The sequence below is a fragment of the Pseudarthrobacter sp. GA104 genome (assembly GCF_009741265.1).
Classification (GTDB): domain Bacteria; phylum Actinomycetota; class Actinomycetes; order Actinomycetales; family Micrococcaceae; genus Arthrobacter.
In genome coordinates this window covers 1,509,394-1,522,871 of record NZ_WOWL01000001.1, presented here as the reverse complement: position 1 = coordinate 1,522,871, position 13,478 = coordinate 1,509,394, and the positions used below count along the sequence as shown (strand labels likewise).

Sequence of the window (13,478 nt, the reverse complement as noted above, 5' to 3'; positions counted from 1 at the left end):
ATGTATGGACGTCAACGGCACTGTGGCGCTGGTGGCCGGGGGTGCCTCCGGCCTGGGGGCGGCAACAGCCCGGCGCCTGTTCGACGACGGCGCTTCCGTGGTGCTGGTTGACCTCCCGTCGTCGGCAGGGGCTGCCCTCGCAGAAGAACTGAACGCGGCCGGCGCTCCAGGCAGGTCGGCCGTCTTTTCACCCGCGGACGTGACCAGCGAGTCCGAGGTCCAGGCCGCCGTCGCCGCCGCGGGCAGCCTTGGCCCGCTGCGGATCGTGGTGAACTGCGCCGGGATCGCCACCCCCGGAAAGGTCCTGGGCCGGGACGGCGTGCTTCCGCTCGAGGCCTTCAACCGGGTCATCCAGGTGAACCTCATCGGCACCTTCAACGTGCTGCGCCTCGCAGCGGCAGCGATGGCAGCCACCGAGCCGGCCACCACGGTGCTGGGCGGGCCCGAGCGCGGCGTGATCATCAACACCGCCTCGGTCGCGGCCTTCGAGGGCCAGATCGGCCAGCCGGCGTATGCGGCCTCCAAGGGCGCGGTGGCGGCCATGACGCTGCCAATCGCCCGGGAACTGGCCCGCTCGCTGGTCCGGGTGGTCACCATCGCGCCAGGCATTTTTGAGACGCCCATGATGGCCGGCCTGCCGCGGGAGGCGCAAGACTCCCTGGGCGCGCAGGTGCCGCATCCGTCACGGCTGGGCAGGCCCGGCGAGTACGCGAACCTGGTGGCGCACATCGTGGACAACGCCATGCTGAACGGGGAAACCATCCGCCTGGACGGCGCCATCCGGATGGGCCCGAAGTGAGCATGGAAACACAGCCCGAGCTGCCCTCAGCGGACTTCTTCGCCTTTGAATCCCTCCTGGGCCAAAAGGAACGGGACAAGCTCGCCGAACTGCGGGATTTCCTGGCCGCCGAGATTGCGCCGTACGCAGGGGACTGGTGGAACAAGGCCGAGTTCCCCGCGCACATCCTGCCCAAACTGGCTGCCCTTGAACTCAGCACGCCCGCCCAGCGCGGCTACAGCAACCTGTTCGCCGGCCTGGTCATCGCCGAGATGACGCGCGTGGACACCTCGATTGCCACTTTCTTCCTGGTCCACCACGATCTGTTTGTCCAGGCCCTGTACGACTTCGGGTCCGCGGACCAGAAGCAGCGGCTGCTGGCGGACGCCTCGGAATTGCGCATCACGGGTGCCTTCGCCCTGACTGAGCCCAACCACGGCTCGGACGTGGCGGGCGGCATGGAGACGCGGGCCAGGCGCATCTCCTCTGCGACAGGCGAGGCGGACGACGACGGTGATGCCTGGGTGCTGAACGGCGCCAAGCGGTGGATCGGCAACGGGACGTTCTGCGACTACATGCTGGTGTGGTCGCTGGATGAGGCGGACGGGTCGGTCCGGGGGTTCATAGTGGACGCCACGTTGCCGGGCGTCACGCGCACCCGGATCGAGAACAAGATTGCCCTGCGGACGGTGCAGAACGCGGACATCCTCCTGGCGGACGTCCGCGTGGCCGAGGCGGACCGGTTCGCGTCCGTCAGCAGCTTCGAGGACACCAAGGAGCTGCTGCGGGGCTCGCGGATCATGGTCGCCTGGCAGGCCGTGGGCCAGCAGCTGGCCGCCTTCGACGTCGCCCGGCAGTACGCCCTGGAACGCAGGCAGTTCGGCCGCCCGCTGGCCCAGTTCCAGCTGATCCAGCAGCAGCTCGTGACGATGCTGGGCAACGCCGTGGCGAGCATGGGCATGATGGCCGCCCTCGCGCGGCTGCAGGATGACGGCGCCGCGGACATGCCGCAGGTGGCGCTCGCGAAGTCATACCTGAGCGCGCGGATGAGGGAAACTGTGGCAATGGGCAGGTCCATCCTGGGCGGCAACGGCATTGTGACCGATTACCGCATGGCCAAGATCTTCTCCGACGCCGAGGCCATTTACACCTACGAGGGGTCCTTCGAGGTCAACACCCTGATTGCGGGCCGCGCCATCACCGGGGTTTCGGCCATCGCCTAATCCTCGCGGGTGTACGGAAGCTTCTCGCCGGCCTCCACGCGCACGTCCAGCGAATTGTTCCGCACCGGCATGGGGCACGTGCCGTACGGGGTGAAGGCGCTGGGATAGTTGATGGCGCGGTTGAAATCCAGCACCACGGTCGCATTTCCGGATGAATCCGTTCGGGGCCGAGGCAAGGACAGCTTGCGCCAGTCAGCTGTTTGTCCCGGCGGGGCGGCGCCGTTGGTTTCGTCATGGAAAGTGACGGTCAGTGCCCCGAGTTTTTCCTCCTCCGCCTGCAGCCGGCACTCGTGGGCGCTGCCGGGGACGCGGAACACCACTTCACCCACTGTGCGGTGGATGCCGTCCACCAGGGGGTTGGCCGTGGCGATCGGCACGTCCACGGGCCGGGGATAGGGTTCGAACCTGCCCGCCACCTCCCACTCCGGGTTGTAGTCGAACGTTGGCACGCCAGCGAATCCGGTGAGCACGGGGGAGGCCGAATCGCGGGTGCGGATGGCATAGTGCCCCGCCCGCATGGCCAGTTCCACCACCACCTGGTCCCCGCCTGGTCCGCCGAACTGCACCCACATCAGCGACTCCTCATCGGCGAGGGCCGCGGAAATCGTCCCGGACACCGGTTCCCCTGACTCCACCAGGGACAGGCCGTCGGCGGGCACCGCGGTGAGTTCCGCCGTCGTTCCGTCCGTCGACCAGAGCCCGGGAGCAAGTTCGACGGCGGCGGGGGAGTCCTCAAGCCACTGGAACGAGGTGAGGGTCAGCCAGCCGTGGCGGGCGGCGAGGGCTTTGTTGCGGTTGTCGCGGAAGCGCTGCCAGCGCTCCACCTTGGCTGCGGGGAGGGTGCCCATGGTTCCTTTCACACGGTCGGATTGCCATACCCTACAACCGCACCGCGCCGGCGTTCATTCCACTTTGATACGGTCCGCCCTGTTGAATAGGTGGCGTGGACATACTTGCTGGAGTAAGCACCGAATGGCTCAAGGCCCTGACCTGGATCACGGCAGTAACAGTCGGCGTGGCAATCCTCCTGTGGCGGCCGCGGCGGCCCGACCTGGCGGGTCTGGCAGCCCTGGTGGTGTTCATGGCAGCCAGTGCCGGTGCGGGGATCTACGTCCTGAACCACCTGGGCGACGGCCGCTGGGGCGGTGACCAGCAGTCAAAACTGAGCCCGCCTCCGCTCACTGACGCACCGATGGTGGGGCAGTTCCTGGAACCGCTGGAAGGGATGCTGGGCGGCGTTACCGACGGCATCAACGAGTTCGTGGACTTCCGGTCCGCGTTGCCGGTGGCGCTGGATTTCTTTGTTGCCGCGGGCTGGGCGCTCGCGCTTTCGGTGCCCCTGGCGCTGGTGGCCATGGTAGTCACCGCCAGGGCCGCCAAGCGGCTCAAGGCAGAATTCACAGGCTATAAGTCTGAAGTTGAGCAACTCCGGAAGGAGCTCGAACTCGTCAAGCGGCACGTAGGTTACCAAGCGCACGACATTATCTGAGACGGATTCCCCTATGCCGCCGAAGTGCGGGTAGCATCTTTAGCTAGTTACGTGGCTCACAGTATCCAGCGCAGTGTACGAGCCAAGTCCGAACCCTCGAAAGATAGTTTCCATGGCTCACACTGCAACGAATCCCGAAACCGATCTTGCCTCCGAACTGAGGGCAGACGTCCGTCGCGTCTCCACCCTGCTGGGAGAATCGCTGGTCCGCCAGCACGGACCTGAGCTCCTTGACCTGGTGGAGCAGGTGCGCCTCCTCACCAAGGAGTCCAAGGAAGCGGCCCGCGGCGGTGCGGACGCCACCGGTCCCTGGAGCGCGCACGACGTCGTGGCCCAGGTCCGCGAGCTCCTGGGCTCCCTGCCCATCGGGCAGGCCACCGACCTGGTCCGGGCCTTCGCTTTCTACTTCCACCTCGCCAACGCCGCCGAACAGGTCCACCGGGTGCGGGGGCTGCGCACGCGCGCTGAAAAGGACGGCTGGCTGGCCAAGACGGTTGCCGACATCGCTGACCAGGCCGGACCGGCGGTGCTGCAGGAAGTGGTCAACGGGCTGGACGTCCGCCCCATCTTCACCGCCCACCCCACCGAAGCCTCGCGCCGGTCCGTGCTGGACAAGATCCGCAAGCTCTCCGACGTGCTGGCCCGGCCCACCGCAGAGGGCACCACTGCACGCCGGCGCCAGGACCGCCAGCTGGCCGAAATCATCGACCAGATGTGGCAGACGGACGAACTCCGCCAGGTTCGGCCCACGCCGGTGGACGAGGCCCGCAACGCCATCTATTACCTGGGCAGCATCCTCACCGACGCAATGCCGGAGATGCTGAGCGAATTCTCCGACCTGCTGGGCGAGCACGGCGTAACCCTTGCATCCCAGGACGCCCCCATCCGCTTCGGCTCATGGATCGGCGGCGACCGGGACGGCAACCCCAACGTCACCGCCGCGGTCACCCGGGAGATCCTGCAGATCCAGAACCAGCATGCGGTCCGCATCAGCATCGGCATGATCGACGAACTGATCTCCATCCTTTCCAACTCCACCGCGCTCGCGGGGGCGGACCCGGAGTTGCTGGAATCCATCGAGGCCGACCTGCAGAAACTGCCCGGCCTGGATAAGCGGGTGCTGGAGCTCAACGCCCAGGAGCCCTACCGGCTGAAGCTGACCTGCATCAAGGCCAAGCTGATCAACACCGGCAAGCGGGTGGCGGCGGGCTCGCACCACGAACACGGCCGCGACTACAGCGGCACCGGCGAGCTCCTGGCGGACCTGGAACTGGTGGAGCTCTCCCTCCGCAACCACTCGGCGTCGTTGGCTGCCGACGGCGCACTGGCCCGGGTGCGCCGCGCCATCGCCTCGTTCGGACTCCACCTGGCAACCCTGGACATCCGCGAGCACGCCGACCACCACCATGACGCCGTTGGCCAGCTGATGGACCGCCTGGGCGGCCCCGGCCTGCGCTATGCGGAACTCAGCCGCGAGGAACGCTTTGAGGTGCTCGGTTCCGAGCTCGCCTCGCGCCGGCCGCTGTCCGGGCACCCGATCAAGCTCGACGGCGCCGCTGACGGCACGTACGACGTCTTCCGTGAGATCCGCCGCGCCCTGCGCATGTACGGCCCGGACGTCATCGAGACCTACATCATCTCCATGACCCGCGGCGCCGACGACGTCCTTGCCGCGGCCGTCCTGGCCCGTGAGGCCGGCCTGGTGAACCTCTTTGGCGAGAAGCCCTACGCCAGGCTCGGGTTCGCGCCCCTGCTGGAGACCGTTGAGGAGCTGCGGGCCTCCGCGGAGATCGTTGACCAGCTGCTGTCCGATCCCTCCTACCGCGAACTGGTGCGCCTGCGCGGGGACGTCCAGGAAGTCATGCTTGGCTACTCGGACTCCAACAAGGAATCCGGCGTGATGACCAGCCAGTGGGAAATCCACAAGACCCAGCGGAAGCTGCGGGACGTCGCCGCCAAGCACGGCGTGCGCGTGCGCCTGTTCCATGGCCGCGGCGGGTCTGTGGGCCGCGGCGGCGGACCCACGTACGATGCCATCCTGGCGCAGCCCAACGGTGTCCTGGAAGGCGAGATCAAGTTCACGGAGCAGGGCGAGGTCATCTCGGACAAATACTCCCTGCCCGAGCTCGCCCGCGAAAACCTTGAGCTGTCCCTGGCCGCCGTGCTGCAGGGCTCGGCCCTGCACAAGGACCCGCGCACCTCCGCCGACCAGCGGGAACGCTACGGGCACGTCATGGAGACCATCTCCGACGCCGCTTTCGACCGCTACCGGAACCTGATCGACAACCCCGACCTTCCGGCCTACTTCATGGCCTCCACCCCGGTGGAGCAACTGGGCTCGCTGAACATCGGCTCCCGCCCGTCCAAGCGGCCGGATTCCGGAGCGGGCCTCGGCGGCCTGCGTGCCATCCCTTGGGTGTTCGGCTGGACGCAGTCCCGCCAGATCGTCCCCGGCTGGTTCGGCGTGGGCTCCGGCCTCAAGGCGGCCCGCGAGGCCGGCAACGCGGCGCAGCTCGTGGAAATGTGGGAGAACTGGCATTTCTTCCGGTCCGTGCTCTCCAACGTGGAGATGACCCTCGCCAAGACGGACCTGGACATCGCCGGCTACTACGTCTCCACCCTCGTCCCCGAGGAACTGCATCACATCTTCCGGTCCATCCGGGAGGAGTATGAGCTGACAGTATCCGAGGTGCAGAAGCTGACCGGCGAGAACCTGCTCCTGGATGCCCAGCCCACGCTCAAGCGTTCACTCGAAATCCGGGACCAATACCTGGATCCCATCAGCTACCTGCAGGTGGAGCTCCTGCGCCGCGTCCGGGCTGAAGCGGCTGAAGCCGCTGATGGCATCAGCGGCGCCGAGATTGACGAACGCCTCCAGCGCGCCATGCTGATCACCGTCAACGGCGTGGCAGCCGGGCTCCGGAACACGGGCTAGGCGTTCTGGCGTTGCGCCATCACTCTTAGTTGCTCCCGTGCCGGGAAGCAACTAAAAGTGATAGCGCATCCGTAAGTGGCCGCTGCTGCCCCTACAGGCAGCGGACCTTCGGGTTGTAGGTTGCCAGCACACCGTCCGGGTTACCCTGCCAGAGGTAGGCGTGGAGGTCGTAGTGGATCGGCATGCCAGGGGCGTGGCCCAGCATGGGGCCGTCAAAGTCCTTGCCAAACATGGAGGGCCGGTCGCTGTCGGTTCCCAGGTCCTGGTCCTCGTCCACCTTGAACCATTCTGCGGCCACCAGCCTGAGTTGGCCCGCGCTGTTGGCTGCGTACGTCAGTGCGTCCGGGGTCAGCGGGTCCATCTGGCCGAACTGGCTGAAGTTGACGTAGTGGAAGCCCATGCCTGGAACACATTCACCCACTGCCTCGTACCCGGCCATTACGGCTGCGTCAACGTTGCGGTACTGGACCGTGGCCTGGCGAACCGCCGCCAGGTCGCTCTGGCCCGAGCCTGCTGAAGCGGCACTGATGCCCAAAACCGAGGCCAGGAGGACCGCAAATGTGGTGGCAAAAGCGCGAAGGATATTCCGTCTCATGTTCCGTCTTCTTTTCTCGTTGTTGATACTGAAGATGAGACCGCGGGGCTAGTGTAGCCCCGCCGTACCGGAGACCGCCATGGGTGATTTGGATCCACTGCCGGACGGGCTTTTCGCAGGCTATTGATTAGGGTTGAAGGCATGCCCTCCTTCCAGACCCGCCTGAAGATCACCGGACTTCGGCCGGGTAACCCGCCTGAAGCCGTGATGGACGCTGCGGTGGAAGCGCTGGGAACCCGCCACCATGTGGAGTCGAACCAGCTGCAGATTGCCGGCGGGGTGCCGCAGCTGAACCTGCGGTTCCTCGTGGAGGCCACCGAGTACAGCGGTGAGAACCAGCGGGCGCGGGAATCGGCAGCCATGATGCGGGACGCCGTCGAACGCGTTGCCCTCACCGGTTCGCTCACGGTGCTGCGCCGCAACCGCGGCCGCTGGGCTCCCGTGTAGGACCCGCTGCCACTGGGCCCGGTGTCGTCCAGCGCTCAGCCCAGAGGGCCCGGTTCCTCCACTGGTGACCGGCTGCCGCGCCGCCGGGTCACGATCACGCCGACGGCGGCGCCCACCACCAGGCCGAGCGCCACTCCAATCAGCGAGCTGGCCCAAAACGGCAGCTTGGTTGCCGAGCCCGTGAAGTAGCCCAGGCCCACCAGCCAGCATGCCCACAGCACTGCCCCGATGCCCGCGCACAGGCTGAATCCCGGCGCGGAGACGTTGGCTATGCCGGCAGCGGCCGAGGTGGCCAGCCGGCCGCCCGGGATAAACCTGGCACCGATGATGGTCCCGTAGGTGGACGAACGGCCGGCTTTGGCGATGGCTTCGTGGATGCCCTGGTGGACCCGCCGGCCCCACTTCCACCGGTCCAGCACGTGGCTCAGCCGCCGCCGGAAGAGCTGGAAAACCACCATGTCGCCGATCCAGGAGGCCACCGCCGAGAGTATTACCACCAGGAAGACGTTGGCGCGTCCGTCCGCGGACAGGGCGCCGGCGGTGATCACCACCATTTCGGAGGGAACGGGCGGGAAGATGGCATCACCGAGAACCACGGGGATGATCCAAAAGTAGATCGCCGTCCCCCAGCTCTCAGCGCTGCCGAAGTCCATGGCCCAACTGCCGGCCGGCCAGGAAGTACCAGTACGGCCAGGCGATCCAGGCGGCTGCTCCCGCCGCGACGCCGGCACCGCCAACCCCGTAGCGGATCCAGCGGGGAAGCTGCTCCACGGCGGTGAGGCCGGCCACGGGCAGCGCCACCAGCAGCGAACCTCCAATGGCCTGCCCCAGTCTGGCGAGCTTCCGCGGGTACCCGCCGGAGGCCAGGAGCTCCCGGTGTGCCAGCAGGAACCAGCCCGCCTGGACGGTCATCGCCGCGACCGAAATGGCGGTGGAGCTCTTGAAATCGAGCTGCCTGGAAACCAGCAGGAACGAGCTTGCGGATCCGGCCGCGCAGGAAGCAATGACCACCCACTTGCCGGCCTCGGAGGCGCCCGTCCGGGGCAGCCGGCGGTGGACCTGGAGGATCACGGGGATGGCCGCCAGGTTGAATACGGCGCCCGTTGCGTCATTGATGGTGCCGAAGACATAGGGTCCGTTGCGGGGGACTTCCACGGCAAACATGGCGCCCAGGGTGGCCACTCCCACCGCGCCCAGCCCGGCTGCTGCGTATGCAAAACGGGCGGCTGTCCGATCGCCGGGTATTTCGATGAGCGCGTCCATTGTGCTTCCTTGCCTTGGCCCAGGTATCCCTCAGGATAGTCCCGTCGGCACCCGCCATCCAGAGGACGCAGCGGCCAGGCGCGGCCGGTCAGCTGCGGGCGGGGCCGGCAGTGCTGAGTTCAAGCCGGCTGCGGTACTCCACGGGCACTCCCGCGATGGGGTCAACAAACCGGATGCCGCGGGCCAGCAGCTGGAGCGGCCGGCTGTAATCGTCCGGTGCCTTGTCCAGCAGCTCCGGATAGAACGCGTCGTTAATGATGCCCAGGCCGAGTGAAGCCATGTGCACCCGCAGCTGGTGGGTCTTTCCGGTATGCGGCTCCAGCCGGTACCGCGCGAGGCGCCGGGGACCGGCTGATGCCGCGGCCGTGGCGCCGGAGGCACCCGGGGAAGCGCCGGCGTCGAACGTTTCCAGCCGCTCGATCCGGGTTTCCGCGTTGGGTTCACCGTCCACCACTTCGGCGAGCAGGTAGCTGCGGGACTTGGTCATCCGGTTGCGCACCACCACGGGAAATTCGACGGCGGCATGGCCGGGGGCAGGGTGGGCGGCGGCCACGCACTCGTACTCCTTTTGCACCTGGCGCTTCTCGAAGAGCACCTGATACTTGCCGCGGGTCTGCGGATTGGTGGAGAACAGCAGTACCCCGGCGGTCATGCGGTCAAGCCGGTGCATGGGAATCAGGTCCGGCAGTTCCAGCTGGTTGCGCAGGCGCACCAGCGCGGACTCCTGGATGTAGGTGCCGCCCGGGGTGGTGGGCAGGAAATGCGGCTTGTCCACTACCAGCAGGTGCTCGTCCTGGTGGAGGATGCTGATGTCCACCGGGATCCGCGTCTCCGGCGGCAGGCTGCGGTAGTACCAGATGAAGGTGTGGTCCTGGAGGGGAGTAGCCCGGTCCAGCGGCACCCCGCCCTCGCCAACGATCTCGCCGGCGTCGAACCTGTCCTCGATGCCCTGCGGATCGATATGCCCCCAGCGGTGCATCATGTAGTCCATTGCGGTGTCCCACGGGCCCTCTTCCGGCAGGCGCAGGCGGGTGGCGTTCACGCCGTCGCGGACGGGGAGGGGGGATTGCATCACCGGTCCATTCTACCGGCGCGCGTTCCTGCCCGTTCGGCGAACTAAAACCGACGACAAAAAAGTTCTTGACAATAAAAATTGTCGGTAGCGATACTGGAAGCATGTTGGAGATAGCGGTTATTGAGGACCCGGCGGCGGCCGAGGCGTCACTCGACCCGATCCGTACCCGGATCCTTCGGGAGCTGGTCCAGCCGGCATCGGCCACCCGGCTCGCGGTCAGGCTGGCGCTGCCGAGGCAGAAGGTCAACTACCATCTGAAGGCCCTGGAGAAGCACGGGCTGGTGGAGCTGGTGGAGGAGCGGCGCAAGGGCAACGTGACCGAGCGCGTCGTCCAGGCCACGGCCTCGTCCTACCTGATCTCGCCCCAGGCGCTGGCCTCGATCTCACCGGATCCGGGCCGCTTTTCCAGCCATTTCTCGGCGTTCTGGCTGCTGGCGCTTGCAGGCCGGATGGTGCAGGAGCTGGGCAAGCTGATTGCCGGCGCGGCCGCGGCCCGCCAGGAGCTGGCCACGTTCGCGGTGGACGGCGAAGTCACCTTCCGCACCGCGGCCGACCGCGCGGCTTTCGCCGAGGAGCTCGGCGTGGCAGTCACCCGGCTGGTGGACAAATACCACGACGGCGACGCTCCCCGCGGGCGGCGGCACCGCCTCGTGGTGGCCCTTCATCCCGTCCTCAAGCCGCTCAAGGAAACAACGGAAACCCCCTCAGGCAAGGAGCAGGACAATGACTGACAACCGCAACTTCGAAATCGTCTGCGACACCGAGCTTCCGGGCACGCCGGAGCGCGTGTGGGAGGCTGTGACCACTGGAACGCCCGCGTGGATGTTCCCCACGGACCAGTGGCCGGACGTCAAGACCGTCAAGGAGTACCCGACGCACCTCGTGTCCAGGATGGAGGGGCCGGACGGCTGGTTCAACCAGCTGGAGCACGTCCTGGAACCGCTTGACGGCGGTGGCGCCCGCCTCCACTACGTCCACAGCGGGATCTTTGCGGACAACTGGGACGAACAGTACGACGGCGCCTCCCGCCACACCGAGTTCTACCTCCACACCCTGGGCCAGTACCTGCAGTACTTCGACGGCCGGCCCGTGGTATTCACGGACATCCAGGCGCCGGCGGCGTCCCAGTCACCAGACGGCTTTGCCCGGCTGCGCGGCGCGCTGGGCGTGGCGTCCGCGGAGCAGGGTTCCCGCCTGGACGTGGAGCTCGACGGCGTGGGGAGGCTTTCAGGGGAAGTGGACTTCTCCAATGAGCACTTCCTTGGCCTGCGGACATCCGAGGCCATGTACCGCTTCTTCGGCCGCAACGCGTGGGGCGCACCCGTCGGGATGACCGTCCATGATTTCAGCGGTGCAGGGGATTCCGAAGCCACCGCCAGGGCATGGGGCAACTTCCTGGCGAAGGTGTACGCGTAGGGCTGCCGCCGGGACGCGCACCACTGGCGACAGCCGAGGGTCAGGCAATGGCCACGGCCGGGGCGTTCCTGAGGGTGCGCCGGAGCTGCGGGGCGGCATCCAGCCGGTCCTGCGCTGAACGCAGGGCCAGGACTGCGGTCTCCAGCTTCTCCGGCGGCAGGGTAAAGGGCACCCGGAGGTAGCGTTCGAAGGCGCCGCCAACCCCGAAGCGCGGCCCTGCCGCCAGCCGGATTCCAAAGTCGGGGGCTATGACTGTCAGCGCAGTGCTGATGGGGGCCGGCAGCCTGCACCACGCCGAGAGGCCGCCGGCAGGGTACGCCACCTCCCATTCGGGCAAGTGGCCGGCGAGGAGTTCCAGGAGCGCGGCCCGGCTGTCCCGGAGCGCGGCAAGCCGGGCCGGCAGGGGCTCGTCCAAGGCCCTGACCAGGTGGGCGGCGGCCAGTTGCTCCATCAGGGGTCCGCCGAGATCCAGCGAGGTCCGCGCTGCTGCAAACCGCTGGACCAGGTCCGGAGTAGCCCGGATCCAGCCCGTGCGGAGGCCGCCCCAATGGGACTTGCTGAGCGAGCCGATGGTTACCACTGCCGGGCTGAAAGCCGCGACGGGAGTGGACCCGGCGCCGTCAAGGTTCAGCTCCCGGAGGGTCTCATCCACCACCAGGACGGTGCCGGCGGCCGCGGCCGCGCGGACCAGCCGGCGGCGCTGGAGGTCCGGCATCAGTTGACCCGTTGGATTGTGGAAGTCCGGAACCACGTACGCCAGCTTGGGCCGCTGCTGCTGCAGTGCCGCCTGCATGCTGTCCATGTCCCACCCCGGCCGGCCCCCGGAGAATGCCACCGGAACGGGGCGGCACCCGGCCGCCCGGATGGCATCGAGGGCGTTCGGGTAGCTGGGGTGCTCCACCAGCACCCGTTCCTGCCGGCCTGCAAGGGCGCGAAGGACGATGTTGAGGGCATGCTGCGCGCCCGAGGTCACAAGGATCTGGTCCGCGCTGGTGGGCGCTCCGGCCGCGGTGTAGCGCGCCGCCACTGCCTCCCGCAGGGGGAGCAGGCCGATGGCGTCGTAGCCGAAGCCGGGGAGCAGGGCCGGGAGCTCGGTGAGGGCGGCCGCGAACGCGCGGTGCACCACCTCTCCGCTGGCGGGAAGCGAGGCATAGGCGAGGTCGATCAGTCCTTCCGGGGCAGCCAGTCCGGGGGCGGTGAGCGCCGGGTCCTTGCGCGCCGGGCCTGTGAACACCGTGGTGCCTGCCGGGGTCGCCGGCGGGATCCGTGTCCGGCTCCTGCTGCCTTGGCCGCCGGTAAGGAAACCTTGGTCACGGAGCAGGCCGTAGGCGGCAGTCGCCGTGGTCCGGCTGACGCCCAGGACGTCGGACAGCGCCCGCTCGCTGGGCAGGGCCGTGTCCAGGGCCACCCGCCCGTCGAGCACCAGCAGGCGTACGACGTCGGCCAGCTCGCGGTAAGCGGCTGCGGCACCAACGTTCCACTCGCCCAAGAGACGGGCAAGGCCGGCGGCGGTGAGGGAGGACATCAGGCCAGTATTTCAGACTGGCTATGTAAATCAAGGCCAGTTTTCTGACAGGGTCGTGTGTATGTTGACCCGCAGACTTCTTCAGCTCTTTACGGGCGTTGCCATGTACGGCATCTCCCTCGCTATGTTCATCCGCGCCGGGCTGGGCCTGGACCCGTGGGATGTCTTTCACCAGGGTGTCGCCGGCAGGACCGGGCTCAGCATCGGTGTGGTGGTCATCATCGTCAGTTTCCTGGTGCTGCTGCTGTGGATTCCGTTGCGGCAGTGGCCGGGGTTCGGAACCCTCTGCAACGCCGTCCTGGTTGGCTTGTTCGCGGACATCGGTCTCGCCCTGATTCCCGCGTTCTCCCACCTGGGCGGACAGGTGGGCCTGCTTGCCGGCGCGGTGCTGCTGAACGGCATCGCTTCGGCCTGCTACATCGGCGCCCGTTTCGGTCCCGGCGCACGGGACGGACTGATGACCGGGCTGGCGAGGCGTACTGGCTGGTCTGTCCGGGTGTCCCGCACGCTGATCGAAGTTGTTGTCCTCGCCGTCGGCTGGTTCCTTGGTGGCTCCGTGGGAGTGGGGACTGTTGTGTACGCCCTTGCCATCGGCCCCCTGGTCCAGCTCCTGCTGCCGGTCTTCATGGTGCCCGCTGCACACGCCGACGCTGGAAGCGGCGGCGACTCCCGAAGCGCAGCCCCGGAGCCGCTTGCCAGCACCAACTGAGGCGGCAGGCGGGGGCGGGGAAT

Annotated in this window: 14 protein-coding genes; 8 read left to right on the top strand and 6 right to left on the bottom strand. The window is 67.6% G+C overall.

Going from position 1 to position 13,478, the window contains the following annotated elements; translation table 11 throughout:
- Positions 1 to 4: 4 nt before the first annotated feature.
- Complete coding sequence (locus GK109_RS06775; protein ID WP_157239245.1) at positions 5 to 799, top strand: SDR family NAD(P)-dependent oxidoreductase; 795 nt, start codon at positions 5 to 7, stop codon at positions 797 to 799.
- A 2-nt stretch (positions 800 to 801) separates the two neighbouring features.
- Entirely contained in the window at positions 802 to 2,001 is a 1,200-nt protein-coding gene (locus tag GK109_RS06770) for an acyl-CoA dehydrogenase family protein (RefSeq protein WP_157239243.1), read from the top strand.
- Here the strand turns inward: GK109_RS06770 and GK109_RS06765 are convergent.
- Positions 1,998 to 2,849, bottom strand: coding sequence for a DUF1684 domain-containing protein (locus GK109_RS06765; RefSeq protein WP_157239241.1), 852 nt, complete (start codon positions 2,847 to 2,849; stop codon positions 1,998 to 2,000). The two genes, GK109_RS06770 and GK109_RS06765, sit on opposite strands and share 4 nt — an antisense overlap.
- A 95-nt stretch (positions 2,850 to 2,944) precedes the next feature.
- Here GK109_RS06765 and GK109_RS06760 point away from each other — a divergent pair, with 95 nt between their 5' ends.
- Positions 2,945 to 3,490: a hypothetical protein gene (locus GK109_RS06760; RefSeq protein WP_321215298.1), complete on the top strand. Its 546-nt coding sequence runs from the start codon at positions 2,945 to 2,947 to the stop codon at positions 3,488 to 3,490.
- Positions 3,491 to 3,602: 112 nt separating this feature from the next.
- Complete coding sequence (ppc, locus tag GK109_RS06755; protein WP_157239239.1) at positions 3,603 to 6,425, top strand: phosphoenolpyruvate carboxylase; 2,823 nt, start codon at positions 3,603 to 3,605, stop codon at positions 6,423 to 6,425.
- A 91-nt stretch (positions 6,426 to 6,516) separates the two neighbouring features.
- On the opposite strand, the gene GK109_RS06750 is transcribed toward ppc, so the two are convergent.
- Positions 6,517 to 7,020 carry a hypothetical protein gene (locus tag GK109_RS06750; protein WP_157239237.1) on the bottom strand — a complete coding sequence of 168 codons (504 nt, stop codon included), beginning with the start codon at positions 7,018 to 7,020 and terminating at the stop codon, positions 6,517 to 6,519.
- A gap of 141 nt (positions 7,021 to 7,161) precedes the next feature.
- Between GK109_RS06750 and GK109_RS06745 the strand changes: the two genes are divergently transcribed.
- The gene (locus GK109_RS06745) at positions 7,162 to 7,467 is read left to right on the top strand and encodes a hypothetical protein (protein WP_157239235.1); all 306 of its coding nucleotides are present in this window, start codon (positions 7,162 to 7,164) and stop codon (positions 7,465 to 7,467) included.
- A 35-nt stretch (positions 7,468 to 7,502) separates the two neighbouring features.
- Here GK109_RS06745 and GK109_RS06740 read toward each other — a convergent pair whose 3' ends face one another.
- From GK109_RS06740 to GK109_RS06730, 3 genes are all read right to left on the bottom strand, one after another.
- Positions 7,503 to 8,120: a DedA family protein gene (locus tag GK109_RS06740; RefSeq protein ID WP_157239233.1), complete on the bottom strand. Its 618-nt coding sequence runs from the start codon at positions 8,118 to 8,120 to the stop codon at positions 7,503 to 7,505.
- Positions 8,101 to 8,730: a hypothetical protein gene (locus GK109_RS06735; RefSeq protein WP_157239231.1), complete on the bottom strand. Its 630-nt coding sequence runs from the start codon at positions 8,728 to 8,730 to the stop codon at positions 8,101 to 8,103. The genes GK109_RS06740 and GK109_RS06735 overlap by 20 nt, the downstream gene beginning before the upstream one ends.
- A gap of 88 nt (positions 8,731 to 8,818) precedes the next feature.
- Entirely contained in the window at positions 8,819 to 9,802 is a 984-nt protein-coding gene (locus tag GK109_RS06730; RefSeq protein WP_157242718.1) for an RluA family pseudouridine synthase, read from the bottom strand.
- Positions 9,803 to 9,906: 104 nt separating this feature from the next.
- Here GK109_RS06730 and GK109_RS06725 point away from each other — a divergent pair, with 104 nt between their 5' ends.
- Positions 9,907 to 10,536: a helix-turn-helix domain-containing protein gene (locus tag GK109_RS06725; RefSeq protein ID WP_157239229.1), complete on the top strand. Its 630-nt coding sequence runs from the start codon at positions 9,907 to 9,909 to the stop codon at positions 10,534 to 10,536.
- Positions 10,529 to 11,221 (top strand): SRPBCC domain-containing protein, encoded by a 693-nt coding sequence (locus GK109_RS06720; protein ID WP_157239227.1) that lies wholly within the window; start codon positions 10,529 to 10,531, stop codon positions 11,219 to 11,221. The genes GK109_RS06725 and GK109_RS06720 overlap by 8 nt, the downstream gene beginning before the upstream one ends.
- Positions 11,222 to 11,261: 40 nt before the next feature.
- On the opposite strand, the gene GK109_RS06715 is transcribed toward GK109_RS06720, so the two are convergent.
- Complete coding sequence (locus GK109_RS06715) at positions 11,262 to 12,746, bottom strand: PLP-dependent aminotransferase family protein (protein ID WP_157239225.1); 1,485 nt, start codon at positions 12,744 to 12,746, stop codon at positions 11,262 to 11,264.
- Between the two features lie 61 nt (positions 12,747 to 12,807).
- Between GK109_RS06715 and GK109_RS06710 the strand changes: the two genes are divergently transcribed.
- On the top strand, positions 12,808 to 13,455 hold the full coding sequence (locus GK109_RS06710) for a YitT family protein (protein WP_157239223.1): 648 nt from the start codon (positions 12,808 to 12,810) through the stop codon (positions 13,453 to 13,455).
- Positions 13,456 to 13,478 lie beyond the last annotated feature (23 nt).